Here is a 24906-nt window from a genome sequence, read left to right on the forward strand (position 1 = left end):
TTATTTTGTATTTAGTTATAAGTATTTCAATAATTTAGGATAAAGAGATTTAACCAATTGTTTAATTACTATTATTTACTGGTAGCGCTTCTTACTAAATATAAAATAAGTTATTTTCTCTATTTTAAACTCATCTAAAAATCTGTATTTTGATGGCCAATTAAGACCCTTAATCTTATTTAAAAATATCTTTATCTCCATATTGAATGATGCTCTCAAATTTTAATTGAACTTCATCATATTTATTCTGATCCTTCATCTTTTTATAAACTTTCATTAATTCCCAATAAGCTATGGAACTATTAGGATGTTTGTCCAGTATTTTAATGTAACAGGATTCCGCATTCTGGTAATCGCCTTTTTTCTCATACGCATTACCTAAACTTAATAAGGTAGGTCTTGGATAATAAGGAGGTTCTGAATAACCTAAATTTTTTTCCATTTCTACAGCTTTTTTTAGTATTTCAATTCCTTTATCATATGCTTTTTCAGCAATTAAAATATTTCCTTTTAGTTCTTTAGAAGTAACCAATAATGTTTTCAATTGGAATGGATCGAATATATCCTTTTTATTTTCTAGTTGTGAATTTCTCCAAAACAAAGCATCTAGTTGATCTAATTTTGATTTTGCCTTGGGGATATCATTTGCTTTTAAAGCGGACATTCCAGAGGAAAAAGTAGAAAAAGCGGTTTTGTAATCCATAGCTTTCCTTCCATACATTGAATCTAGATCTTCTATTTTATTAAACTTTTCTACTGCTTTGTCCCAAAAGCCAAAGCGCATTTCCATAATGGCAGGCGTTATTATTCCTTGATAAAAGTAAGCTCCTCGATGCATATCGATTCTGTCTGCGACAGCTACCATTTTCTCTAATCTCTCAGCATAGTGTAGCCCTTCTCTATATCGTCCATCCTGTGCACAATTGGCTAATAAATAATTGAGATTGTGTATATAATTCCAGTTATCAATCTCTTTAATATTTTGATTGGTCATGTAAGTCGAATCTACTTTCATGGCGTTTATGAATTGATCGTGTGCCTTTTTGTAATCCCCTAATTTATAATAGATATGTCCAGGCATATGGACAATGTGTCCTGATTCTGGAGCCAAATCTGCTAATTTTTCAGCGCTCTCTAAAGCCTCCTCAGGGCAACAGTTTTCCATTTGATGAATCCAGTAATGATGAACACCATGATTTTCTGGATTTGTGATAAGAAGGTCTCGTAACAAATATTCACTGTAGATGGTCCCTTTTCTGGGATCCATATTTTCATCATATCCAGACATATTAAAAAGCGCTAAAAAAAGTTTTGCATCTACATCCTGCGGATATTGATGAACAATATTTTCTAATTGCTTCAAGTAACCTTCTGGGTTTTTCGTTTCAACAAAGTCCAAAATACCTTTGCTGTAAAGAGCTTCATATCCTTCGGCAGTTTTACTTAATTCCTTAAGTTTTTCCGTGGCTATTTTTTTTTCTTCATCAAATTCTTCATTATTAATGAACAAAATGGTGTGAAGAATACCCCAATATGGCATTGTTGCGGTAGAATCAATCTTTACAGCTTCTTTAAAGGATCTGTAGGCTTCAAAGTCCCAAAAGCAATGCAATAGACTTACACCTTGGTTAAAATACTTTTGGGCTAGTTCTGATGACGTTTTTATTTTTAATGTTGATGATCCAACACCATTCATGAGTTCTGGTGTGGGAAGATTTTCAATATAATTTACGCCACTTCTACATGCCATAACATGATTTATTTCTTCCGAATGGTTACTGTGATTATGTTGGGAATAAGTTGAAAATATGGCTAGTTGAAATAAAATAAAAAGTAACATTTTTCTCATGATAGACTATTTATAGTTAATTTTTCTATTGGTTTTTTTAGTGAAAATTATTTTGTGACGTGTTTTTAAATGTTTAGGATAATATTAGTCACCTAATTTAGGAAATAAAAAACATAAGAAGCTGAGAAAAAGTAATTAACTATACAGACACTTGTGCTGTCTTTACTTTTTATGATGATTTAATTCCTTATCAATTTGAACTGTTAGCGCCTTCATTTTCGGTAAGATAGAATTGAAAAGGTGTAATATCTGTTTTGAACTATTTGAACCCCAGGACAATAATGATAAAAAAGATTGATTTGTTTTAAGGTCCACTTCCTTCATTTTATTATAGTAATAGAATACTTGTTTGTTTTGAATATCTATTTGCATATCATCCCTTAAGGAATCTTCATACTTTTTGGCGTTTGTCATATATTCATCCATATAAATTTTGATAAGTCCTGCAGTCCTGGGCAACTCAAATTCATAAAGGTCTACAATCATATTTCTCAATGAGTCATTGATTATTCTGTCTATACCAGTTGATTTTAAAGCTTCAAAAGGACCTCTGTTATAAGTAACTTGTAAACCAGTACTTAAGCCAATATAATGATAATTAATACTGTCCCTACTGATAGAATCTGTTAAAATATAATTTTCAAAAAACTGACTTGCGCGTTGAATTCGGGCTATGCGCCTCCCGATTAAATGGTTTTCGAAAAAATAAACGTCCTTTATTAATACATTTCTAATTTCAGTCAACATTTTCTCTTCATAAATTCTTGCTTTTTTATCTTCATTCCAATTATTTATAGAAAGGGCAATTAAAATCCCAATAACTACAAGGATTGTTTCTCCAATTGCATAAATCAAATACTTACTGAATTTATTTTCAGAGAGTAGTCGCTGGCGGATTCTTCTAAAGAACTTAATCATGAGGTATACTTTTGAGTTTTTCCACAAACTGCTTTCTCAACCAAAGGTCTACCAAACATTTGATGTTGCTTGGCAAAATTTTGTTTCGATAATTTAAAGAATTTTATCATAGGTTAACTGTTAGTAAGATAAAGCCTAGGGTGTTTGTTCTTGAGTTAGTTGCTTTTTATACGAAGTTAGTTAAAAAAGCAAAACATCAATTGAGCAACAAGGATATTCCTAACCATAATATAAAGTAACGAACTATAAACCTTGTCGCGCCCCGTTTTTATATTCCTTCTAATTGTTTTTGATATTCCTCCGCGTTATAAGTTCCCAATGATTTTTGAACAAGACCTTGTTCATTCATTGTCCATTCCTCAAATCCACTGAAATTAACTTTATTTCCTGTTCCGTTTGATCCCGTATTTGTTCCTCTAAAAGTCCAATAATATCTGTAGGTTCCATTTTTTTTAGTTAAACTGTCCATTGTCAGTTCCAAATCCGGAAATGCTTCCATATAAGATTGGGCAGTTTCAGCTAGTTGTTTTCTTCCTATTGCAGGGGTACCCTTATTTACAATTAATATTCCATTTTCTGCGTAAAATGAAGCCATTTTTTCAGGGACTTTACTATTCCAAGCATCCGTATATTTTTGGCCGAATATCAAAATTTTATCGAATTCGGACTTATCAGATTTACATCCCGTCATGGCGATAATAATTATAAAAAATGTTGTTAGGGTCTTAAATTTAATTATCATAATATTTTTTATCAAATTGGATCTAAATTTTTTTGAATGTTTTGGCTACAATAAATCTAATATAGCAAATAATCAGAAGCTCATATGTCCTTGGGATTGATTTTACTTTTGGAAAATCAAATCTAAGGAATTATACAAGTTGCTTTAGCTATTTTAAATTTCAAATGTTATTTATTGAAAACATATTTTATGCCAGCTGCATAAGAAATAGGGTATGTGTTTTCGTAGTTACTTTTTGTGTATTCAATTGATTGAACTTGTAACCATGGAAAATCTGCGTCTTTAATCAGATTGATTAATTTTATGCATTTTGCACGATCATTACTTATGGAGAAAGAATAATGTAGCTTTTTGTTCGATTGATTTTCCGAAATATTATTATTTTCAATTAATTCTATTATAGCAGATGCGTATTTGGGCGAAGGATCAGTGACTATAAAATTATCAAATATTTTAGTTTCCTTATTTTCAATGAAGAGAGCCATAAGAACTAAACCACCCTCACTTCCTTTTCCAATAAATGTTCTAGAAGAATTATTGGTGTATTTGCTGTCAACAAATGACGCCATGTTTTTATAAACTTCATATTGCTCTTGGAATGTATCGGGTTCGGCGTCTATGTCTGGTATGTTTTCTAAGCTTACGACCAACGCATCAAACCCTTCAATTTGTTGAACACCAGCAATAACTCTCTCAAATTCATCAGTTGCCAGTTTAAAATGTTGTTCGGTAAAATCTATTAAATAAATAGCCGGCAAATTTTTATTAGTTTCGAAGGAATCAGGTAAATAGATTTTACCCTTAGTTTTTGTGCCATTGGATGAGAAGGTAAAAGCCTCTATTCTTGATGAGGAATTTGTTTTCTCATTAGTTATACTTGAAAATGAAAGTGCTCCAAAGATTACTATTATAATCCCAATTTTAAATATAATTCTTGTTTTCATACTTAAATTATTTAATCTGTTACAAAGTCTTTATATAACATGAGTTATGTGTTCTAATAATTAACTTTAAGAGTAGGTAACAAGTCTGAAATTCCGAAGAATTTATAGAAAAAGGCGAGAAGGAGCAAATTCTGAGATCCTTTTAGCGGTTAGTTATTTATTTTTACTTACAACTATTACCCCGATAATTGAGGCTAAAACTCCACCAATTACAAAGCCAGTTATTGCAATCATCAAAGTTCCAATGGAATCGCTACCTGTATAACCTAATGATTTACCATATTCCCATCCGATCAAAAACCCTATAACACAGCCTAGTATAATAATTCCAAGAAAGGAAAACGAATTTTTAACAACTACATTGGTTCCATTGGTTTTGTCAATTTTAGAATCAACTGTAGATTCTACATGTTTTTTGTCTGGAATAGCTATCCACAAAATGAAATAAATAATAATTCCAATACAAAAAAAGATAGATAAAATTAACCAAACAATACGAATTAATATTACTGGAATATCAATATAATGTGCTAATCCAGAGCAAACACCTCCAAAGACTTTCTTATTGGTATTTCTATATAATTTTTTAGGAGATAAGGAGTTTTTTTGTTTTGAACCAAAATCAGATTTATTGTTTGATTTTATTTCCAAATGATCTTTATTTTGATTATTCATTTAAGGATTTGTTATATTAATAGTTACGTCAAGCATATTTGTTGCATTGTTTATGGTAACTAGCTGCTATAAGCCAAAATAGGCGTAAGACGCATCTTAACTATATTCGAAGTTAGATATTGAGCAAGTACAATTTAGTGAAAATACTACAAGTGAAGAAAAAAAACTCGTAGAATATGCAGTTGTAATCCTTGGCGTTAGGAAAAGTTTAGCTTAGGTTATAGTTATAAAGTGCAGCATACGTTAACCTAAGTCATTTGTTTTAAGATCTCATATATAGTCTTAATAAATTTTAATAGCTTTAAGAACTTTGGGCAAAAATTAGCAAGATAGATTCTTAAGGTTCTTCATTTTTTTTTTTTAAAATTAGTGTCCTACTTAAGCAGGAATTAATACTGCTTCTCCCTCCCTAAACTAGATGAATTTTAGCCTGCTCACTTTTTCTTCTATGTCATTATGAATGCAACATCATTACTATTCGTTTTCTTTAAATCCTTTTCTTATTTTGTTCTTCGGCTATTTGATTTTTTAATTTTTCCGATTCCTGAATTATACCATTCAATTTATAAGACATCAACCTGTTGTGATTTCTTGCTGCATTTACGAATTGTCTGAAATGAATGTACTCCAGAGACCTTGGATTGCGAATCCAAGGATGTAGTTTTAGTGCCTCATCTGAATCTTTTTGATACAGGTACTTAAAATCGTACCATCCATCAGAGCATTTAAACTTAAGGGTATTTACATTTTTGCTGTATTCTAAATTATAGAATGATTCTCTATCACAAAGTTGGTAATACTTTTGAATTTGTGCGACTAGACTATCTGAGCCTATTGAATACAAACTTCCTGTATTCTTTAATTCTTGAAATATAGAGGTATTTAAGTTAAAGGTATTTACAAAAAATATTAGTTCACTTACTATATAATCCAAATGATTTATTGCTTTGTTATTATCTAATAGATTCAAAATACTGTCTGTGAATTTAAATTTATTTCTAAAACCACTATTTAAATCCAACGAATCAAGGCCTGCGGCACGTTCAATATTTAAATCCAATTCTTTAGATAATTTTATTAATAACGCGTCATTTCGTTCATTAGATAAGCGCTGAGAATTCCAATTATTTAATGAAAGTGCAATTAAAATTCCAATTACCACAAGCATAATCTCTCCTAAAGCATATTTGATATACTTTCCAGTTTTACCTTCTGAAAGTAGGTTTTGTCTAATTTTTCTAAAAAATTTTATCATGGGTTAATAGTTTATCTTAATGAAGCACAAAGGGTTTTAGAAAGAGCTGAAGAGAATTGTGAATTACAACTCTTGAAATTAATATTTTCACGTTTATTATAATACCCATCGTAGGTAACCTTAATTAAATTTTTATTTAGAAATTTTAACACTTAACAATTTTGGGAAATATAGGTTTTCATTTTTCATCAACGAATTAAAATTTCCGTTATTAACATTGTAAGTAACCAAAAATCCATTATTTTGTATTTCTGGATGTGCATTTGCTGAATAGACAAAATCCCTCGGGTTTTTCAATTGGGTCTGGTAAAAAATCACAGGCTGCGACCAAGGGCCCTCAGGTTGTTCAGCCAGCCTATATCCTATTGATGCAGCCCCAAAGCCATAAGTTTGAATTTGAACATATTGATGAATATTTTCCTGATAATGAACAGAAAATTCAGTCTGCCCAATAAATAGTGGGGATGGAGCTATTTTTTTCTCCGTTCTTGTGGTCCAATGATCTTCATTCCACCACTCTAACCCAGCAATATCGCCTTTCACTATTTTATCAATAGGGAATCTTAAAAGATAAACTTCATGTGAAGCAGGTTCTGTAACCCCATAAGCATAAATAAATTCATTATCTTTTAGAACAGCGGAAGATCCGACAATAACGCCAAAAGTGTCTGAACCTTTGATATACTTGATATTCCAATTAAGAGGATTTTCAAATGGATTGTCAATTAAAGCTATGTACCATCCTATGGCTTCAAATCCTGGGTCTTCTTTTAAGCTCTTTTCTTCAAATAGGAAAATGATAAGCGTATCATTCGCAAGAATTCCATGTCCAGTCCAAAACCAGGTCTTACCAGGCAACTCAAAGAATGATTTTGGTTTTCTTTGCCTTCCTTTATGGTAAAATGAAATTTTTCCTTTTTCTAAAGAATAACCCTCTTGAATGGCTAAACTATTGTTGATCATCCTGGAATTACTTCTCTTACCTGTTCCTTTAGGGTCAATAAATGTATCACTAAATAACCATAGAATATTTCCATTCTCTAAATCAATGGAAGCAGCACCATCTGCACCTCTCCAAAATTTATCAGCAGTGAAAATGGAATTATCGATCTCGTTCACTTCAATTAGGATATCATTTGACCGAATCTGGGATTGTAAATTAAGGATGGAAACAACTATCAATAATATTGAATGCGTAACTAATTTCATGATTTTTTATAATTTCCAACATGCTTGTTTATGGCTAGTTGCGCGTGGTGAAGTACTAACTTACTAAAAATACTTAGTAATAGTTGAAAATTAGTGAAATTTTCAATTTTGATTGTACCAAACCCTTAGTTTCAAATGGTTTCAGCCCAAGAATTTATTTACAGGTTAAAATTTGTCTTTTAAAACTACAAAACAAGAAATTCTGCGAGGTTCCAAAAGGTGTTAAATGGTTTTCTGTTGCACACTTAATTTTGTCAAAACCATCTTTCAATTCGGCCGTTAGCATCTCTTCATCGTATTGTTTTATTTCGAGTCCGCTACATTTTTTAGGACCATTTTGTGAAAAGGTTCCAATTATCAAGAATCCGTTCACTGATTTTCTAACCGTTTTCATATATTTTTTTATTTGGTCAGTTGCAGTGAGAAAATGAAAGGTTGCTCTGTCATGCCAAACATCAAAAGTGTTATTTGGCTCAAATTCTAAAATATCGCTAACAATCCAATTTACTTTATTTGCTTTTTCTCCAAGCCTGTTTTTTGCTTTTTCAAGTGCAGCCGAGGAAATGTCTAGGACACTTATATTTTCAAACCCCTCATCAAGTAGGAAATCCACAAGTTTGCTATCACCACCACCAACATCTATTATTTTTGCAGTTTTTTTTAGTCCGAATGAATGAATGAATTCAAGCGAGGTTTGAGGTATTTCTTGTGTCCAACTTACTTGATCTGGATTTTTAGTTTCATAAACTGTTTCCCAATGTTTTTTTCTATCTGATTTCATCATTAATTTGGTTTTATGTGTTTGAAGCCACTAGTTTTTGTAAGATTAGTTAAAGAACTTCAATATCTAATGTCCAGTATGAAAAACCGAATAGGAAATTCTTGATGACTTTCAGAGGCAGGCGAGAGCAAGTAACTACTCATCGCTATTGTTTTTGTTTTTTTATTTTCAATAGAGCGCAAATCTCTTTTGTTTTTTCCTTTATACGTCTTAATTCTATTATGCAATCCTTATTCATCCAAAAGTGAAGTGCTGCATTTCTCAAAAATATATTTTTGTTCTTGATTATTTCATTTGCCAAATTTTCTTTAGTGGTATTTGGAAAAAGAATTGACGTATAATCAGTATCAAATTTTAATGCATCGGTTTGGGTGAAAAGAGGAGCGTCAATAGGTGTAGCCCAGTCATAATCCAATTTAAAATTGAGTTCTACGAATTGATAATCTTCATAGTGCTTAACAATGCTATCTCTTATTTCTGTATTTGAAATAACACTTAAATTTCCAGTGCTTGATAAGTCTTCAAATGTAGATGTTGACGGATTAAACATAGGGTAGGTGGTGCCAAATATCATAAACTCGTTAGTGAGAGTGACAAAAAGAGAATCATTTTGAATGTCATCTTTTAGCGCATTGGTAAATTTTATTATTTTCTCGTTGTTTCTTTCAAGTCGTTGGATTTCATTTGAAAATGTAATGATGTCTTTACTTAATTCATTATGTAATCTATCAATATATACTATTTCTAATTGATTTTGTTTTCTTTGCTCATTCCAGTTATTTATCTGCAACGCAATCAGAATTCCAATAACAACAAGAATAATTTCTCCAAGCGCATAAATAACATATTTGCTAAACTTATTTTCAGACAGTAGTCGTTGGCGGATTCTTCTAAAGAACTTGATCATGATGTAAGCTTTTGAGTTTTACACAAGCTGCTATCTCCACCAAAGTTTTACCAGACTTTTGATTTTGCTTTGCAAAATTTTGTTTCGATAAACTAAAGATTTTTATCATTTGTTAATTGTTGATCATAATCGAATACAATGGTTTTTTGTAAGATTAATGGCGTGTTTAAGCCCCTAATTTAGTAAATAAAAACTGTATAGAAAATCGGCGAGGATTTTCTTAATTAGGTTTGTGCTAACAATCAATTATACATGGTTTTGCAGCATGTTTTTAATGACCTTTTATTATTCAAAAAGTATTTAGTTTTTTAATTTTAAGAATGATTATTGATTTTCTTCTAAACTATAGTTTTGTCAAATATGAACCTAATCTGATTAATATCATTTTTATAAATAGTATTTAGTTGTAACTTATTTTCATTAAATAAATTAGTTATGAAAACGAGATTTGTTATTCTGATTTTTTGTTTAGGGTTATTCAACAACACCTTAGGGCAAATATTAACTAAAGATTTAAATCAAACACCTCAGGAACTATATGAATTTCATATTCAGAAAAAAAAGGATAATTTAACTGCAGCTTGGATTGCTCTATTTGGTGGAGTAGCAATGATTGCCGGTGGCACTGCTATTAATATTGATAATTGTTTGTTTAGTGGCTGTGATGACGGTATGGTTCTGGTATATTCTGGCTTAGGGATAGGACTTTCTAGTTTTGTTTTTTTTGAAAAAGCTGGGAATCACAAAAAGAAAGCCAAAATACAATTACAAAATGGAGCGGTTGGATTCAATAGAGACATCAAATATTCTGGGATTTCTATTCGTTATACGTTTTAATTGTTTTTAAAACTTAGCCTGGTTTTATTACTTAAAATTTATAGAATATTTTACTGAAATGCTCGCAAGTTTCTATGGTCATGCAATTAATTATTTTTGGAATTATTGCACATAATTATTTTTTTCGGGTTAGGTAATATAAGTTCCAAGTTCCAGAATTTGATTCAACAATATCTGGGAATCCATTATTGTTAATATCAAGCAATGTAATGGATGCAGTTCGATTTGATTATGTTTCAATTGAAAAGATCCCATTTGCATTAAAACATGATACGTCTTGTGTAAACCCATTAACCTAGATAGTCAAAAAGGCGAAAAGTATTTTATGAGTTCGTTTTATTCTCATAATAGTGGGTAAACATTGGTGCATAATGGTTTTTATTCATCTTTTATTTCAAGCCATTGCTCATAAGTAACGACTCGTTTATCGTCATTTCCTTTAGTCTTTCCGGGTAAAATGCCTATAAACTCAAGATAATGTCCGTCTGGGTCGCTAAAATATATAGAAACTGCTGGCATCCAACAAAAAACCATTGGCTTTTCATTGTTATCCTGTAGAAAGTTCCAATAATTTAAGTTGTGAGATTTTAAAAACGCTACGGATTCATTTAAAATCCATTCAGGGTCACATTCAAAAGCGAAATGTCTTAAATCAATTTCTTCTTTAGGTTTTTCCCATAATCCAAGCATCGCTTGTTTATCTTTTCCTATCCAGAAAAAGGCAGCTTTTCTTTGCGTTTCAAAACGACAAAGTTTTAGTCCCAGAACTGTAGTATAAAACTCAATTGAATCTTCTAAATTTTCAACATATAAATGGGTTTCATAAAGTCCTTTAATCATAATCTATTTTAGTTTTCTCAATGCTATAAAAGTAGATGTTAAGCGTATTTTTAGCTATGTTCACGAAGATAATATAAAAAGAACCACCAAAATATGATGGTGATTTAAAAAATATAATGTCGAGGTTTAATAAAGAGATAATGTCATTATCGTCCATTATTATTTTATATTTAAGGAGTTTGAATAGCTACACAAAGTTATTTTTAGGTAACGATGTCGCGCGTTTTAGCTCGATATTTGCAAATGTATACTTGGATTTTGAAATAAAATTACTTGGTTTAGTCCTAAGGGATAGTGCTTTTACTTTAGGGAGAGAGTATTCACAGCATGTAGTTATTAAAGTTTCTCATAGAGGAATAATCTATCATGGTTTAGCATTTGAGTAGTCAGTTTTTTGTATTCTAACTTTTCGGTATAATTTAATTCTTTTTTATGTTCTAATACCTCAGATTCATTTATTGCTTCCAATTACTAATTCTTCTTGTTCGAATTAGTTGCAGTAATACTCAATAGCGCGGTTAAGAACATCTCTTTTTACATTATCAAAGTTTTCAGGCGTTATGGGGACTAATAAATCCATAGGCATTGGATTCCCCTGTAGCATATTTCCATGCTTATCTATAGTTTTTGAATACGGGATATTAATTTTAAATAGCTCTTTTCCAGAAATACTTGGCTTTTTTTGAGCATTACCATAGAAAACTCGGTCTAGATTCCCTTGTTCATCAACGTAGTATAGAACAGAGATTAAGGCATAAGTTAAATCCGCAGATTGAGGTTGTCCAGCTATGAATGCGCCTCCAAACTCCTTAAACCGAAATGCAAAATCATCAGCTGAACTACCTGTATCATGATTCGTGAGTATGATAATTTTGTTAAACATAGAGGTCAAATTATTGTTCGGTTTTATTATTCCAAGACCGCATTCATCATCTCCTTGGCAAAAGTCTCCTCGCACAGGTAAAAAATCACCGTATGAAACTTGTTGATATATACCGCTTTCACGTAGTGAATTATACCAGTTTTCAGCTTTTGGGTTGAAATAATTTAGTGCATCTCGAGTTTCGGGGTCTTCGAAAAGTTTAGTTTTACGATACTGCACCCGCGTGTCAGTAAATGGCGCTGGACAGAACATTTTTACAAATGGTGTGTTTTCGTTTCCCCCAAGATTGTCCTGTAAGTCAAAAATTAAGCAATCTGTGTTATCCTTAACAGATTGCAAGCCACGCATTAAAACTTTTACGTCTTTGCACATGGTTGAATCTGCAATTTCTTCTATCGGTTCATCACAATCGACATCTCCTCCAAACCCTTTCATGTATACAAAGTTCTTAATTTTGATAAGTGCTACACCATTTTTTTTCAAAAGAGCGACTTTATAGCCCTTTTCAATTGTTTCCCAATCTTCATAACCAACAAGGTCTATACCATCAAAGAATATATCCTCACTGGATGGCTCAACAGGGTTATAAAAAACGGAGTCCTTTTTTTGATCTTCGTAAGAAATCACTTTAGGCATTTCACCATCCACTCGTAAATTACGTTGATTGAAAGATGAGCTGAAGTTTTTTAGCACGGCATTGGGTCTAATCTTTGTGGTTTCGTAGTTCGAGAAATTCCAGAATATTTCATCTATAGGTATGTTGTTAATTGAAACTATTTTATTCCCATTTTCTACATTATAGAAACTAATCTCAGGGTAGGTATACCCTATTTTAATGGTGCTCTCAAGATCCGTATATGTTTTGTTCGTCTTTTCTATTGGATGCAAAAATTCCAGATGTGAATGACCGTTAAGATAACCGCGTCTAAATTCATTAAACAGTTGCTTGAGCTCTTTAGGCGAGACACTTTTATTCCATTTTTCATTATGAAATCCTTTGTAATCTTGCCAAGAGACCTCTTTATTATTATTTCTTGTTGCAATCATTTCTGCATCATAGAATTCAATGTCTGAAATCATCATGTCGAAAAGTGTCGAGGTTTGTTTTTTGTTTAGTACAGATTTTTTAGACGAGCTACAAGAAACAATGAGTGTAATTAGTAATAATGTGAGTAAAATTAGTCTTTTCATCTGTTTAAAATATAAAAGTCGGGGTAGTGAAAAAGTTTTAAATCCATTTTATAGATTTCCACAATTTTGTTTTATTGCTATGTTCTTATACAATGTACGAACCTAACTAATTTTTCACCTACTGAGGAGTGTCTTGATTAATACGAGCGGTTTATGCATGCGACCTAACAAACTTTAGCCGAGTCTGAAAGTCATATACTGTATTCTCTATATTATTTAACAGCTATTTTTTTATTCTTATAATCAATAATAATAGTGTTATTCGAAAAATAGGCGTTACCAGTTATTCCCCAAATACCCATTTGTTTAAAGCCAGCATCAAATTGCGGATTATCAACAAAATAAACTAGTGTATCTGGCAATGATTCATCACCAAATTTTACTTCGCTTGTTATTTCGCTTCCATAAACCGATATATCAGTTCCCCAACTATTTACGCTAAGCGAATCTGTAATTATTCCATCCGATATTTGCTCTGCATTATTTTTTGTTGTTAGCAGTGAAAAAATGCTGGATCCCGTATCGAACATGAGCATTTCTCTGCGATTGTTTATGTTAAAAGGAAGCATAATACGTCCGCTCTCTAATATTAAGTCCTGAAAATCTAAATACCTATATTCATCGGGAAGCTCTTCATTGAGGCAAATTTTATTATTTGGATAGTCAATTATTAATACTTTATTTTGAAACAAATCTGGGGCTATTGTACCAATATGTTTGGAAGTTTTAGTTTTTAAAGAGTCTGCAGTCATTGGAGTTCCATATCCTGCAAATAGGCCTATGTCTTTATTTTTAAATTCTAAATCGCCCATCTTAAGTGTCATATCTCCGAACATAATATGTTCTTCATTATTTATCATAAAGGTCTTAGTCGAATCAATTTTCTCTTTGAGTGTAGGATAGGCATCCATATAAGGTTGGAGTGAATTTCCATACAATTCGGTGGTTACAGCCCCAAGATCCAACTGCATGGTAAATTCATGTGGCATGTTATCAACAGTTACAGAAATATTCATTGCGGCTTTGGGAATATATCGTCCTGAAATGGTAGCTCCCTCCCAAGTAAAATCAAAGCAGCCATGCTGTTGACCATAAGTGAGGTTGTTAGTTATTAAGGTAATAATCAAATAAAGCGTTGTTTTTTTCATATGGTGTATTTCTTTAACACTTTTGAACGGTCTTAGTATTGGATTAGTGGTGTGTTTCAGCAACTAATATAACAAATACAAACCAAATAGAAAATCCACAAGATTTTCAAAAGTAGGATGGAGTAAGCAATTAGTAATAGCTATTGCTACGCATAGTATTTTCATTCTAATATGCTTAATATCATTAAAATCAAATAATTATAAAAATTTTAATATAAATTTCTAAATTTGTAAGTATGTCTCTCGAGTTACACGATTTTTTCTTAAAGTATCCAACAAATAGTAAACTTATTGGGGATGATTATTTGTTTGTTGAATATAAATGTCCGCTCGATTCTGACAAATTTAAAATGTGGACAGACACACCTTTTTTAAGTTATGTTATAAGCGGTAAAAAAGACTGGACATCAATTAATAAAACCTATACTATAAGAGCAGGAGAGGCTCTTTTTTTTAAAAGAGGACTTTACAACACGAAACAGTATTTTGAAGAAGATTACTGCACCATCGTATTTTTTATAACGGAGGACTTTATTAAACGCTTCATGGATAGAAATCCAGAGATGTTTAAACAAAATGATATTCATAACGTAGAAACTCAAATTTTTAATATTAACGTTACTGATTCGCTAAAAGCATTAATTCTCTCAATTTTCAGTTATTTAAATCAAAATAATATTCCTAAAGAATTGGTTGAGATAAAATTTAATGAGTTGCTTTACAATGTACTATTGAATCCAGCCAATAAAAATTTACTTTCTTTTTTCAAATCTTTAAAACAAGAGCAGAAAATAAATGTTGAAGAAACAATGCTTAAAAATTTCCATTATGACCTTAAAATTGAAGAATATGCCAGGTTATGTGGAAGAAGCCTATCAACTTTCAAAAGAGATTTTCAGCAATATTTTAAATTAACGCCGGGGAAATGGTTAAATAATAAAAGATTAGAATATGCAAGAACCTTACTTAATAATTTGGATTTAAACATCAATGATGTTTGTTTTGAGAGTGGGTTTAAAAATATTTCACACTTTAACAGTAGTTTCAAAAAACACTATAAATATCCTCCAAACCAATATCGAAAGCTCTTCATAAAGGTTTAAAAATTACATATTTCCCTTTTTTTTTCATTTGAACTTTTAAACAAAAAAAATGGCCTTTTAAGAAAAACTTAAGAGTTTAAGACGCTATAGATTTGCATCATTATTAATTTTAAAACTTTAAAAATGGAAACATTAGCAAAAAAACTTAACGGATTTAGTTTAGAAGGTATTTCTAACACAGTAAGTGCCATTCAACAAAACCCAGAAATTGCAAAATTTAAATTACGTGCAAAGAACAATTGGATAACAGGAGGACACAACAGAAGTACTATACAAGGTTTTTATGGAGCCTGTCAAGAAGATACTTCTCGCGAAGTACCATTTGTGTATGATAATGATGAGCCTCCAATTTTATTAGGTGAGAATAAAGGTGCAAATCCTGCGGAGGTTATTTTACACGGATTGTTAGGATGTATGACTACGTCAATGATATTATTAGCATCTGCTCATGGTATTGAAGTTTCAAGCGTTTCATCTAGTGTTGAAGGTGATTTTGACTTACAAGGATTTTTAGGTTTAGATCCATCTATTGAAAAAGGAAGCCAACAAATTAGAGTAGCGTTTGAGGTTGAAGGTGTTAGCGAAGAACAAAAACAAGAATTGCTTGGTTTAGCAATGCAATCTCCTATTTATAACACAATCTTAAATCCAACTGATGTTCGAGTAACCATGAAATAAGAGCTTTCCTTTGGTAATACTTAATGACAAAAAAATCTCAGAAAGGAAGAGTTTTCTGAGATTTTTTTGTCATATTTAATTTGTATTTTATGTATTCTGGAAGGTAAGTATTGTGAACTATGGTCAATTAATAAGAATAACCTTGGTTTTCGGTTATCACTTATTGGCTAACCTTTCTTCTTTTTGAAAATTAGAGAAATCCAGTATATAATTAACGTTAGAATGGCTCCAATTCCAATAACATAGCTTAATCGCCAAAACCATTGCATGGCTAACTGTCCACCCTGAAAGGTTTCTTTTTCTGAAAATGAGAAGGAAAGGTTTCCCGCCAGTAAATACGATATTGGCACCCAAAGAATCCCTAAAATGACAATTATTTTGAGCACATAAGAGAGAGTTCTATTCAATTTTTTAGTGGGCTTTCTCAGCTCTTTAACACCCCAATAAATTGTTAAGGGTAATGAAATCATTCCAGTCCAAGTTGTTAGAGTTCCATAGGGAATTAAATGGTCTTTATCTAAAGTTATCGTGAGTAAAGAAGAACCAGTACCCAAAAGTGTAATAATGGTTAAAGTCAAAACCAGAGCGCTATAAAAAAATATCTTCCTTTTATACATTTTTACAATTGTTCACGAGTTGTTCTCGTTTGGTTGTTAAAAGCCTTAAAGATTTTCTGATGTAGCTCAAAGATAATATACTGAAGAAGAATTTCCCGAGAGGTTGTCTGAAGCAAATAATTATAAGCACTGTATCTAGTTTTACCATTTTTTACGGCCATTTTTTTCAGTTCTTAACTAAAATCAATTTATAGTCTCCTAAACATTAATATTTTTGTGTTGTTTTTTAAAGGATGACACTATGAGAACATATGCAAGAATTTCAGGAATCGCATATCTATTAATATTCATTTTTGGGTTTTATGCAAATTTTGCTATTCTAGAAACATTGGTTGATATTAATAATAGTGCCGAAACAACCCTCAATATATTTGATAATTCCATCCAGTTTAGAAATGGATTGTTTGGATTTTGTGTTATGCTGATTTCAGATATATTTTTGATTTGGTCATTATTTAAATTTACAAAATCAACCCATAAAACGATATCATATTTAGCATCCTTATTTCGAGGATTTCATGCTGTATTCTTTGCAATTGCTATGGTTAAATTAATTCAGGTTTATCAAGTTACTATGGCAACAACATATGCTCTTGAATTGCAAAGCACTGTTATTAATTTGTTGGTTGAATTTAATAAACAATGGACTATTGGTTTGTTATTTTTTGGTGTCCATTTATTACTACTTGGCTTTTTGGCTTTCAAATCCCATGTTATACCAACATGGATGAGTTTTTTATTAATACTAGCCGCTGTGGGTTATTTTGTAGATGGTTTTGCGAAGTTATATGTAGCTAACTATAGCGATTTTCAATCTTATTATGAAGCGATTGTTATATTAACTGGAGTTGCGGGTGAATTATCTTTTACGATATGGCTATTAATAAAAGGGTTTTCAAAGCGAGCTTTTGTTGTTTGAAAATTTCTAATTGTCCTTTAGAATTATCCATTTGAGTCTGGACTTAGGATATTTTTTAGTAATTGGCGAAAGAATTAATGTGTCGCCTGAAAAAGCATATTCTCTTCTAGCAATAGTCCCTATTATGGTTTGAAAATTGGCTGATTCAATATGATGTTCAATAATTTTTAGTGAATCATTAACCCGATACTTTCCAAAATATACAAAGTTGTCAGCTAAATGTCTTAAGTCTTTAACAGTGAGGCTATCGAGACCGCCACTTCCCTCAAATTCGTATTCGTCGTAATTTTCAGTCACGTGATGCACCCCCATACCACCTTTACCATCATAAATAATAAATCCATTTCGGTTTTTGTAATGATCTTCTCTAGGCTCCCAGATTGAAGTTGAATCCGCTTGGGTTTCTACAATATCCAGAGTCCATCTTCCAGAGAATTTATCAAAATCAGATGTTTTATTTTCTTGTTTACAGGAAATAAGTAACATCATAATGGTAAAGTATAGATATTTCAATGTCATATTTTTAAATGATTAAAAAGGCTTTTGTTTATAGTTTTTTGGGGTTAAGTTCAGTTCTTATAATACACATGAAACAAAAATCCATAAGGATTTTAAGAAGTAAGGTAGAACCAACAATAACTTGAAGCCATGGTATTACTGTCATTAGTTATTTTATTTTCTATTTTGTTTTTAAATAATCTTCAATTTCAGAAATTCCTTTTTTTACAACCTCAATGGTATTTTCAAAATCTCTCAATAGAAGACTTCCAACATAAATTGTTTCGGAAATTATTGATTCAAATTTAGGGTCATTCATTAAAAATTCGTAGTTATTTGGGATAGCTTTGAACGATCTTCGTAATTGTAAGAGGCCTTCATTAGGTTTAGCGTTTGAAGTGATTCTAAAATGTTCTTGATAGTAATTCATTCTGGATGAGATTCTTGTCGTATTATATCTGGACAATATTCGCTTATAACCAGCCTCATAAATATCCGTAATGAGAATCTTCAAGGAATCAGATTTAATCAATTCTAAATTACCATTTTTAAAAGTTTCATATGTTGATGTTTTTGGGTAAAAATTAGATATTTGGAAACTTAAATAGAAATCTAAGTGCATCGAATCAGATATTTGTGGTATATTCCTTATGTAATTTTGGACTTTTAATGCTGAATTATGATATAATTCAGTGGCCTTGTAATCTGATTTCAATTCTTCAAGAGAAATTTCTAATTCAGATTTTAGACTTTTAAGATTCGCAACTTCTTTTAGAGTATCTTTTCTGTTTTCATTCCAATTATTTATTTGTAAAGCCAGTAGGATACCAATCATCACTAAAATAATTTCACCAATAGCGTATTTAATGTAGTTGTATGTTTTGCCCTCATTAATTAGTGTTTTACGAATATTTCTAAAGAGTTTTATCATTGGTTTGTAGTTAGTTATAATGAAGTAAAACGGTTTTGCGTGCGATTAGTTTGCGTTGGTAAGAACTAAGTTAACAAAAGAAAATTAATCAAATGTCAATTCATAAATTTTTCTAAGTTAACACTTGACTAGCAATTAAATATGCACGTTATGGGCTATTGGCTTTATTCCTTTTTTATTTTCAAAGTAGATATATAAATTCCAATTGCGAGAGAAATTCCAATAAAAAGTAATGAGAACCATTCTGGAATATCAACCCAATTTGCTGTAATTAATTTGAGTGACACAAAGACTAAAATTGAAAATACACTATATTTTAGATAAATAAATTTCTCTAACATATTAGAAAGGAAAAAATAAAGTGACCTTAAACCCATTATCGCAAATATATTAGAACTATAAACTATAAAAGGATCAGTGGTAACCGCAAAAATGGCAGGAATACTGTCCAAAGCAAAAAGCAAATCTGTAAATTCAATTGTGATTAAAGCTCCAAAAAGTGCGGTAAAAATTAATTTACCATTTACTTTTACTATATATTTTCCTCCGTATAATTCCTTACTAAATCGCAATAATTTTGCGATACCTTTAGGCTCCTCAACTTCTTTATGTTCAGCTTCTTTTTTTAGCATTTTTAGAGCTGTGAACAATAAAAATAAACCAAATATAATGTTCATTCCGTGAACTTTGTTAATCAGAATTATGCCAACACTTATTAAAATAGCTCTAAATAATATAGCTCCAAGAATGCCAAGAAAAAGTAATTTGTGTTGATATTGTAAGGGTATTTTAAATGATGTAAAGATCATAGCTATTACGAATAGATTATCAACACTCAAAGATAGTTCAATAATATATCCTGTTAAGTATTTTACTACAGCTTGTATTGGTTCAAGGTTGTTTTTATTGTCGACAATATTATTCTCATAAAACCAATAAATAAAGAAGACGAAAATCAATGCATTTGCGACAAAGAAAATAGTTTCAAATATGGCTTTTTTAACCGAAGTGATTCGGTTTTTTTTATGCAAAACGAAAAAATCAATTAGTAATAGAAGGATCACATAAGAAATTAGGACAATCCAGGGCAAAGCTTTCTCCATATTTTTTTTAAGTTCTTGTTTTTTAGTTTGTTGCCAATGCGTTTGTTTATTATTTGTTGTGTGGTTAAGCGACTAATGTAGTGAACAAATTCGAACTCGAGAAAATTTATAAGGAATTTTCAAAATAAGCCCATACCGAAGCAATTAACTATGCACCCCGTTAACAATAGTTTTTTAATTTAATGGGAAAAAGAAAGCCAACATAAATGGCAAGATGAACAACCGAAAGGTTAAAAGAAACAGCATCGCTATGATTATTCTCGGTATTCGCCAGGAAATGCTACCTTTCTTATAAAATGACATCAAGGCATATAACATATAAATTGTAGCCAATAAACTAACTAGCTCGATAGGTAGATTTTTCCCCGCTGTAGGAACGTATACAAAAGCCATTATCTGAATAAGAATTACAATCGTGCCATAGAAATACATCATGGTTGCTATGAGTTCGGGAATGTTGTTCTTCAATTTTTTAAATAGAAAATAAAGTGGAATGGGCCAAACCATTAGATTTATAATTCCAAAAAGAATTGGGTAGTCAAGAGTCAGAGTTTCATTCCACAAATGCATACTTTCGTTGATTTCACTGGGAAGAAAGAAGAATCTTGTAAAAGGCACACCTTGATCTTCATACATTATGATATATTCGGAAAGTGCTTGTATCGCTGTTGTTATTATGAGGTATTTGGCAGGGTTCGTGAAATTTTTGCGTTTGCTATTTATAAAACTTCGTGTAACAAAACCAGGTTTTTTGAGTAAGTTCCAAAATGTATAAATAAACCCTTTGTCTAAATTAAAAACGGTATCTAAAAAATCACCAATTATATTTTTAAATGTTAGCCTTGAATTTGCTTTTGCACTTTGTGAACAATTGGGGCAATACTTCCCATTAAAATCGAAATCACAATTTTTGCAAATCATTGTTATTAATTGGTTATTTAATTTATTGACAAAGCTTTGTTATATGGTTGGTTACATGGTTACACAACTAATTTAACAAATAAATCATAACTAGAATATTTTAAAAGAAAGTTTATTCGTAGGCTTTTACACACTTTAGCCTACCAAAATATGGTGTGTAATCAGCTTTTGGTTTTGTCTAAATTCAGATTGTATATACTTTTATTAGGCATTGTAATCGCCGCAAAAAACAAGAATATTCCCAAAATCAACATTGAAATGGCTTGTGTAATTTTCGTGCTTGTTAAGGCCAATGAATATAGAGCCATAAAAATAAAAACTATTGAGCCAAATCCCAAAAGGAAGGATAAGGCGATGGCCAATGTCCTTTTTATCCAAAAGAATTGACCGATTAGACCTATAAACAGTGGAATAAGTAAACAAATTAGAAATACATCCCATCTATCTATTGTTTGACCAAGTAATGCATATTCTGTGATTTCATATAACAGCAAACCAATAAATAAGATAAAAACGATTTCTTGCCAAAACTTTAAAACTGCATTTCTTTTTGTGTTTCTCATATCTATTGCTATCCATTATACACGTTGTTAGCACCCGTATTTATTTCAATTATGTTCGTAAAATTTTCTCCATTTTACGACCTTTTGCTAATTCATCATATAGCTTATCCAAATATCTACATTTTCTATATAATTCAAATTCATCGGGTATTTCTTCAATACGATAACCACATATTACCCCTTTAATGAGGTGTGCTTTGGGATTCAATTCTGCTTTTTGAAAAAAGGTTTCAAAAGTTGCTTTTTCATCTATTAATTCTTGTATTTTATCTTCATCAAATCCTGTTAGCCATTCTATAACCTGGTGAAATTCTTCTTTTGTTCTGCCATTCTTCTCTAACCTGCTTATATAATGAGGGTAAACAGATGCAAATGTCATTTGGGCAACTTGTTTGTTTTTTTCAGCTGTAACTTTCATTATTTTTTGATTTAATTGTTGCTAATTTGATTGCGTTTAATTTGTGTGATTGAGAATCTACAGGATTTCCCATTTTAGCCAATCAGTTGTTTAAATATATAAATTTAAATTGAAGTAGGAGGTAAGCAAGAATCATACAGGTTATGAATACTAGAGCCATTACAATTAACATGACAAAATATTTTAAACTAATTTTTTAAGTAATTCAGGATATCTACAAATACGATATCATCTCTATCTTTGTAAAAATCTTTAAGTAAAGCGGTATGGCCTTGTCCGAAAAGAATTAAAATTCTATCATTTGGTTCTGCTATTTCATCTATATTTCTCATAATCCTAAAATTCCTTTCCCACCATTTGGTGACCACATCCGTTCCTATATAATTATTTGCAGATCCCATAATATTTACATTTTTTAAATATAAATTTTTATTCATTTTGTCTTGTTTATCACTATTTAACCAAATAAAGTATTCTTTTAAAGTAGAATTGTCATAAGTATTCTGCATCGAACTTAGAACTTCAGTTTTCATGAAATCCAGTAACTTTTGAAATTCTTGCATTCTTCCATTTTCTTGAAGGAATGTCATTAATTCATTGAAAGGTAAATTCATTTGATGATCGGCATAATAAATATTTATATGGTTCATTTTATGGGCTAATCTAAATCCTATTTGTTGTCTTTCATTTATGGATAAATCATGCTCTGCTTTGATATATTGCTGATATAAAGAGTCCAATTTGTTATTACCATATGGATACTCTAAAATCACCTTAGTGGGCTTAAACTTTGCAAGAGCCTCAACAAGATCCAAAATCTCTTTTTGTCTTTTTTCCGATTTTAAATCATCAACTTTTAAAGCGATTAAATCAGAAGATCCGGCGAAGTGAAACGATCCAAGTATAGCTATTGTTGGTTTATCTTGATTGAAAATTTCCGGCTGGCTGTAGGAAAATGATAAATTAATTAAAAAAGCGACACTAAAAAGGAAATATGTTTTCATGATATTGTTTTAAGGATATGACGATGAAATTTCGAATTTGGTTACATTTTAATGAAAGTACTTAATTTTTAATGAATTACATGTGTTGTAAGCCATTATGTATAACATTTTCGTATGTCCTTAGTTGCGAGGAATTCGTATTGATTTCGGGGTAGGAATTGGTACTTCGCTATAAAACAAACTATGGCTAAACTGCTAAAATTTGTAATAGATTTAGATTTTCAACACTAATATTATTAGTTCCTACCTCTGGGCCAGCATAAACTACAGCAGATTGTCCAACCCCACGTTTATCATATGTCAATACTGCAATATCATCTTTGGCTTTTTGGTGAAAGGGATATACAGATTCCCTTAAAGTTGCGTGTTATAACAACTTGTTTTGTAAACAAAAACGAACACTTGAAAATTCCGAAGGAATTTTCAAATAAACAAGGGCTAAAGGAATTAATTATACGCCTTTTTGCAGCACTTTTTATTTAGGTATCGATATTTTTTCAAATTTCCAACCCTTTTCTATTTTGTGATTTTTATTCAGATTTGGTGATTTTATTCCAGCATATATCATTCCAGCTGCTGGGATAGTCAACCAAAATGCCGTTGAATCAATTAATACTCCAATTAGAACACCAAAACCAGCTGTTAAAGCTCCGGCATAAATGAGAAATCCAGAGGTCAGGATAGACGTCAAAAGAGGATTCCGTTTTAATTCATCAATTTCAGTTAAATTGATTTGAATATCATCAATAATAATGATATCATTTTCTAATTTAAAACGACCTTTAATTATTTTTCCATCTATAGTTTTTAGTTTTATTCTTTTATTTTCTTTAATAATTTTCTCTTTGTGTGTGTTTAAATTTGTAATTTTTATAGCATTAGTTTGAGCTACGATTACATTGAAACAGAATGAGCTAATAATTAGTATAAATAGTTTTTTCATAAAAAAGATATTTTTTGATAGCATGCTATAATATGTAAATGATAGCATCAAAATATACAACAACGGTCTCGGTTAAGAGTAGTTGCGCGGGTTATCACATAACTTTGTAAGGCCACACCAAACTAAAAATCCCTGAGGATTTTCATAAGGAGGCGAGGACTAGCCGTTTATTATGCATGGCATTATGTGTTCGTGTTTTTTAATTAATTCAGTATTTTATTTATCAAGACGTTTAATATTTATAAATGGACTAACCAATAAATACCAAAAGCTTTGTTTATTGGGGCCTTCAAATTCAATCAATCCATATTTGATTTTATCAACAGGTAATTCTTTAAAAGTGCCAAATAGTTTATCCCAAATAATAAACATATTTCCGTAATTGGAATCTGTGTATTCTTGGTATTGATGATGATGTACTTTATGAAAATTTGGTGTCACGAATATTTTTCCAAAAAATGAGTCAACCCATTTCGGAAAACCAAAACTAACATGATGCAATACGAATAATGGCATATAAAGAATCCAACGAAAAATAATTATTTTTATATCTAAACCAAAAAAAATTCCAGCTACTAAAACGGAAGCATTATCAAGCACGACATCAAAAGGATGTGCTCTAAATGAAGTTGAACTGTCCATTTTTGTATCGCTATGATGTACTCTATGTAAGCGCCAAAACAAATGCCATGTATGATTAAGGCGATGTGCCCAATAACCTATAAAATCAATGGCGATAATTCCCGCAATAATTTTTATTATGTATGGTAATTCAATTTGATTGAGTAAACCCATATTATTAACAGTAACCCAGTCAAATATAAAGACAAAAATAGATGCAATCAGTACGTTCAAAATGATGTATCCTGCCTGCAAAATAATACTATGAAAAAGATGTATGCTATTTTTCTTAATAGCCGTTCCCTTTTCTAATAATTGCTCGATAGTAAAGAAAATTGCAAGTAATACCACGAACATTTTATCTGTGTTGATACTTATTAGGCTATCTATAATATTGCTCATTGATGT

The 24906-nt window shown here is 30.9% G+C and carries 27 protein-coding genes; 5 read left to right on the forward strand and 22 right to left on the reverse strand.

All coding sequences use genetic code 11. The features are described from left to right. Positions 1–175: 175 nt before the first annotated feature. From ABD963_RS05675 to ABD963_RS05715, 9 genes are all read right to left on the reverse strand, one after another. Positions 176–1849: a tetratricopeptide repeat protein gene (locus ABD963_RS05675; protein ID WP_345275986.1), complete on the reverse strand. Its 1674-nt coding sequence runs from the start codon at positions 1847–1849 to the stop codon at positions 176–178. Between the two features lie 162 nt (positions 1850–2011). After that, entirely contained in the window at positions 2012–2767 is a 756-nt protein-coding gene (locus tag ABD963_RS05680) for a DUF6090 family protein (protein ID WP_345275987.1), read from the reverse strand. A 268-nt stretch (positions 2768–3035) separates the two neighbouring features. Next, positions 3036–3509, reverse strand: a complete 474-nt coding sequence (locus tag ABD963_RS05685) for an ester cyclase (RefSeq protein WP_345275988.1) — start codon at positions 3507–3509, stop codon at positions 3036–3038. 167 nt (positions 3510–3676) lie between these two features. Beyond that, on the reverse strand, positions 3677–4453 hold the full coding sequence (locus ABD963_RS05690) for a hypothetical protein (RefSeq protein WP_345275989.1): 777 nt from the start codon (positions 4451–4453) through the stop codon (positions 3677–3679). A 153-nt stretch (positions 4454–4606) separates the two neighbouring features. Then, complete coding sequence (locus ABD963_RS05695) at positions 4607–5128, reverse strand: PspC domain-containing protein (RefSeq protein ID WP_345275990.1); 522 nt, start codon at positions 5126–5128, stop codon at positions 4607–4609. Positions 5129–5615: 487 nt separating this feature from the next. Further along, positions 5616–6383 carry a DUF6090 family protein gene (locus ABD963_RS05700; RefSeq protein ID WP_345275991.1) on the reverse strand — a complete coding sequence of 256 codons (768 nt, stop codon included), beginning with the start codon at positions 6381–6383 and terminating at the stop codon, positions 5616–5618. Between the two features lie 132 nt (positions 6384–6515). Continuing rightward, positions 6516–7592 (reverse strand): DUF4185 domain-containing protein, encoded by a 1077-nt coding sequence (locus ABD963_RS05705; RefSeq protein ID WP_345275992.1) that lies wholly within the window; start codon positions 7590–7592, stop codon positions 6516–6518. A 154-nt stretch (positions 7593–7746) separates the two neighbouring features. After that, positions 7747–8376: a class I SAM-dependent methyltransferase gene (locus ABD963_RS05710; RefSeq protein WP_345275993.1), complete on the reverse strand. Its 630-nt coding sequence runs from the start codon at positions 8374–8376 to the stop codon at positions 7747–7749. A gap of 142 nt (positions 8377–8518) precedes the next feature. Continuing rightward, positions 8519–9280 carry a DUF6090 family protein gene (locus tag ABD963_RS05715; RefSeq protein WP_345275994.1) on the reverse strand — a complete coding sequence of 254 codons (762 nt, stop codon included), beginning with the start codon at positions 9278–9280 and terminating at the stop codon, positions 8519–8521. A gap of 435 nt (positions 9281–9715) precedes the next feature. Between ABD963_RS05715 and ABD963_RS05720 the strand changes: the two genes are divergently transcribed. After that, positions 9716–10117, forward strand: coding sequence for a hypothetical protein (locus tag ABD963_RS05720; protein ID WP_345275995.1), 402 nt, complete (start codon positions 9716–9718; stop codon positions 10115–10117). 378 nt (positions 10118–10495) lie between these two features. Here ABD963_RS05720 and ABD963_RS05725 read toward each other — a convergent pair whose 3' ends face one another. Next, a complete protein-coding gene (locus ABD963_RS05725) occupies positions 10496–10957 on the reverse strand; it encodes a VOC family protein (protein WP_345275996.1) in 462 nt (153 codons plus the stop codon). 140 nt (positions 10958–11097) lie between these two features. Between ABD963_RS05725 and ABD963_RS05730 the strand changes: the two genes are divergently transcribed. Then, positions 11098–11343, forward strand: coding sequence for a hypothetical protein (locus tag ABD963_RS05730; RefSeq protein WP_345275997.1), 246 nt, complete (start codon positions 11098–11100; stop codon positions 11341–11343). Positions 11344–11447: 104 nt separating this feature from the next. Here the strand turns inward: ABD963_RS05730 and ABD963_RS05735 are convergent, their stop codons facing one another. Together ABD963_RS05735 and ABD963_RS05740 are read right to left on the reverse strand one after the other, a co-directional pair. Further along, complete coding sequence (locus ABD963_RS05735; RefSeq protein ID WP_345275998.1) at positions 11448–13031, reverse strand: S41 family peptidase; 1584 nt, start codon at positions 13029–13031, stop codon at positions 11448–11450. Positions 13032–13243: 212 nt separating this feature from the next. Further along, positions 13244–14179 (reverse strand): hypothetical protein, encoded by a 936-nt coding sequence (locus tag ABD963_RS05740; protein ID WP_345275999.1) that lies wholly within the window; start codon positions 14177–14179, stop codon positions 13244–13246. Between the two features lie 236 nt (positions 14180–14415). On the opposite strand from ABD963_RS05740, the gene ABD963_RS05745 reads away from it, so the two are divergent. Continuing rightward, a complete protein-coding gene (locus tag ABD963_RS05745; RefSeq protein ID WP_345276000.1) occupies positions 14416–15282 on the forward strand; it encodes a helix-turn-helix domain-containing protein in 867 nt (288 codons plus the stop codon). A 123-nt stretch (positions 15283–15405) separates the two neighbouring features. Further along, on the forward strand, positions 15406–15960 hold the full coding sequence (locus ABD963_RS05750; RefSeq protein ID WP_345276001.1) for an OsmC family protein: 555 nt from the start codon (positions 15406–15408) through the stop codon (positions 15958–15960). Positions 15961–16127: 167 nt separating this feature from the next. On the opposite strand, the gene ABD963_RS05755 is transcribed toward ABD963_RS05750, so the two are convergent. After that, positions 16128–16577, reverse strand: a complete 450-nt coding sequence (locus ABD963_RS05755; RefSeq protein ID WP_345276002.1) for a hypothetical protein — start codon at positions 16575–16577, stop codon at positions 16128–16130. 241 nt (positions 16578–16818) lie between these two features. On the opposite strand from ABD963_RS05755, the gene ABD963_RS05760 reads away from it, so the two are divergent. Continuing rightward, positions 16819–17496, forward strand: coding sequence for a DUF4386 domain-containing protein (locus tag ABD963_RS05760; protein ID WP_345276003.1), 678 nt, complete (start codon positions 16819–16821; stop codon positions 17494–17496). Between the two features lie 6 nt (positions 17497–17502). Here ABD963_RS05760 and ABD963_RS05765 read toward each other — a convergent pair whose 3' ends face one another. The 9 genes from ABD963_RS05765 to ABD963_RS05805 all read right to left on the reverse strand — a co-directional run bounded on the left by ABD963_RS05765 (position 17503) and on the right by ABD963_RS05805 (position 24900). Then, positions 17503–17985: a lipocalin-like domain-containing protein gene (locus ABD963_RS05765; RefSeq protein ID WP_345276004.1), complete on the reverse strand. Its 483-nt coding sequence runs from the start codon at positions 17983–17985 to the stop codon at positions 17503–17505. A gap of 190 nt (positions 17986–18175) precedes the next feature. Next, on the reverse strand, positions 18176–18925 hold the full coding sequence (locus ABD963_RS05770) for a DUF6090 family protein (RefSeq protein ID WP_345276005.1): 750 nt from the start codon (positions 18923–18925) through the stop codon (positions 18176–18178). A gap of 164 nt (positions 18926–19089) precedes the next feature. After that, on the reverse strand, positions 19090–20028 hold the full coding sequence (locus tag ABD963_RS05775) for a TerC/Alx family metal homeostasis membrane protein (RefSeq protein ID WP_345276006.1): 939 nt from the start codon (positions 20026–20028) through the stop codon (positions 19090–19092). A gap of 174 nt (positions 20029–20202) precedes the next feature. Next, positions 20203–20949: a DUF3667 domain-containing protein gene (locus ABD963_RS05780; protein ID WP_345276007.1), complete on the reverse strand. Its 747-nt coding sequence runs from the start codon at positions 20947–20949 to the stop codon at positions 20203–20205. Between the two features lie 161 nt (positions 20950–21110). Next, a complete protein-coding gene (locus tag ABD963_RS05785) occupies positions 21111–21512 on the reverse strand; it encodes a hypothetical protein (RefSeq protein WP_345276008.1) in 402 nt (133 codons plus the stop codon). Positions 21513–21561: 49 nt separating this feature from the next. Next, a complete protein-coding gene (locus tag ABD963_RS05790; RefSeq protein ID WP_345276009.1) occupies positions 21562–21930 on the reverse strand; it encodes a DUF2200 domain-containing protein in 369 nt (122 codons plus the stop codon). Positions 21931–22118: 188 nt separating this feature from the next. Further along, entirely contained in the window at positions 22119–22934 is an 816-nt protein-coding gene (locus tag ABD963_RS05795; RefSeq protein WP_345276010.1) for a DUF5694 domain-containing protein, read from the reverse strand. A 475-nt stretch (positions 22935–23409) separates the two neighbouring features. Next, positions 23410–23877, reverse strand: a complete 468-nt coding sequence (locus ABD963_RS05800) for a hypothetical protein (protein ID WP_345276011.1) — start codon at positions 23875–23877, stop codon at positions 23410–23412. 216 nt (positions 23878–24093) lie between these two features. Then, the gene (locus tag ABD963_RS05805) at positions 24094–24900 is read right to left on the reverse strand and encodes a sterol desaturase family protein (protein WP_345276012.1); all 807 of its coding nucleotides are present in this window, start codon (positions 24898–24900) and stop codon (positions 24094–24096) included. Positions 24901–24906: the final 6 nt, after the last annotated feature.

The organism is Litoribaculum gwangyangense, assembly GCF_039543505.1.
In the GTDB taxonomy this organism is placed as follows: domain Bacteria; phylum Bacteroidota; class Bacteroidia; order Flavobacteriales; family Flavobacteriaceae; genus Litoribaculum; species Litoribaculum gwangyangense.

What these genes read in the sequence shown, in the direction of transcription:
- ABD963_RS05675 (WP_345275986.1), bottom strand. Translation starts at nt 1,849, where the DNA reads ATGAGAAAAATGTTACTTTTTATTTTATTTCAACTAGCCATATTTTCA.
- ABD963_RS05680 (WP_345275987.1), bottom strand. Translation starts at nt 2,767, where the DNA reads ATGATTAAGTTCTTTAGAAGAATCCGCCAGCGACTACTCTCTGAAAAT.
- ABD963_RS05685 (WP_345275988.1), bottom strand. Translation starts at nt 3,509, where the DNA reads ATGATAATTAAATTTAAGACCCTAACAACATTTTTTATAATTATTATC.
- ABD963_RS05690 (WP_345275989.1), bottom strand. Translation starts at nt 4,453, where the DNA reads ATGAAAACAAGAATTATATTTAAAATTGGGATTATAATAGTAATCTTT.
- ABD963_RS05695 (WP_345275990.1), bottom strand. Translation starts at nt 5,128, where the DNA reads ATGAATAATCAAAATAAAGATCATTTGGAAATAAAATCAAACAATAAA.
- ABD963_RS05700 (WP_345275991.1), bottom strand. Translation starts at nt 6,383, where the DNA reads ATGATAAAATTTTTTAGAAAAATTAGACAAAACCTACTTTCAGAAGGT.
- ABD963_RS05705 (WP_345275992.1), bottom strand. Translation starts at nt 7,592, where the DNA reads ATGAAATTAGTTACGCATTCAATATTATTGATAGTTGTTTCCATCCTT.
- ABD963_RS05710 (WP_345275993.1), bottom strand. Translation starts at nt 8,376, where the DNA reads ATGATGAAATCAGATAGAAAAAAACATTGGGAAACAGTTTATGAAACT.
- ABD963_RS05715 (WP_345275994.1), bottom strand. Translation starts at nt 9,280, where the DNA reads ATGATCAAGTTCTTTAGAAGAATCCGCCAACGACTACTGTCTGAAAAT.
- ABD963_RS05720 (WP_345275995.1), top strand. Translation starts at nt 9,716, where the DNA reads ATGAAAACGAGATTTGTTATTCTGATTTTTTGTTTAGGGTTATTCAAC.
- ABD963_RS05725 (WP_345275996.1), bottom strand. Translation starts at nt 10,957, where the DNA reads ATGATTAAAGGACTTTATGAAACCCATTTATATGTTGAAAATTTAGAA.
- ABD963_RS05730 (WP_345275997.1), top strand. Translation starts at nt 11,098, where the DNA reads ATGTCATTATCGTCCATTATTATTTTATATTTAAGGAGTTTGAATAGC.
- ABD963_RS05735 (WP_345275998.1), bottom strand. Translation starts at nt 13,031, where the DNA reads ATGAAAAGACTAATTTTACTCACATTATTACTAATTACACTCATTGTT.
- ABD963_RS05740 (WP_345275999.1), bottom strand. Translation starts at nt 14,179, where the DNA reads ATGAAAAAAACAACGCTTTATTTGATTATTACCTTAATAACTAACAAC.
- ABD963_RS05745 (WP_345276000.1), top strand. Translation starts at nt 14,416, where the DNA reads ATGTCTCTCGAGTTACACGATTTTTTCTTAAAGTATCCAACAAATAGT.
- ABD963_RS05750 (WP_345276001.1), top strand. Translation starts at nt 15,406, where the DNA reads ATGGAAACATTAGCAAAAAAACTTAACGGATTTAGTTTAGAAGGTATT.
- ABD963_RS05755 (WP_345276002.1), bottom strand. Translation starts at nt 16,577, where the DNA reads ATGTATAAAAGGAAGATATTTTTTTATAGCGCTCTGGTTTTGACTTTA.
- ABD963_RS05760 (WP_345276003.1), top strand. Translation starts at nt 16,819, where the DNA reads ATGAGAACATATGCAAGAATTTCAGGAATCGCATATCTATTAATATTC.
- ABD963_RS05765 (WP_345276004.1), bottom strand. Translation starts at nt 17,985, where the DNA reads ATGATGTTACTTATTTCCTGTAAACAAGAAAATAAAACATCTGATTTT.
- ABD963_RS05770 (WP_345276005.1), bottom strand. Translation starts at nt 18,925, where the DNA reads ATGATAAAACTCTTTAGAAATATTCGTAAAACACTAATTAATGAGGGC.
- ABD963_RS05775 (WP_345276006.1), bottom strand. Translation starts at nt 20,028, where the DNA reads ATGGAGAAAGCTTTGCCCTGGATTGTCCTAATTTCTTATGTGATCCTT.
- ABD963_RS05780 (WP_345276007.1), bottom strand. Translation starts at nt 20,949, where the DNA reads ATGATTTGCAAAAATTGTGATTTCGATTTTAATGGGAAGTATTGCCCC.
- ABD963_RS05785 (WP_345276008.1), bottom strand. Translation starts at nt 21,512, where the DNA reads ATGAGAAACACAAAAAGAAATGCAGTTTTAAAGTTTTGGCAAGAAATC.
- ABD963_RS05790 (WP_345276009.1), bottom strand. Translation starts at nt 21,930, where the DNA reads ATGAAAGTTACAGCTGAAAAAAACAAACAAGTTGCCCAAATGACATTT.
- ABD963_RS05795 (WP_345276010.1), bottom strand. Translation starts at nt 22,934, where the DNA reads ATGAAAACATATTTCCTTTTTAGTGTCGCTTTTTTAATTAATTTATCA.
- ABD963_RS05800 (WP_345276011.1), bottom strand. Translation starts at nt 23,877, where the DNA reads ATGAAAAAACTATTTATACTAATTATTAGCTCATTCTGTTTCAATGTA.
- ABD963_RS05805 (WP_345276012.1), bottom strand. Translation starts at nt 24,900, where the DNA reads ATGAGCAATATTATAGATAGCCTAATAAGTATCAACACAGATAAAATG.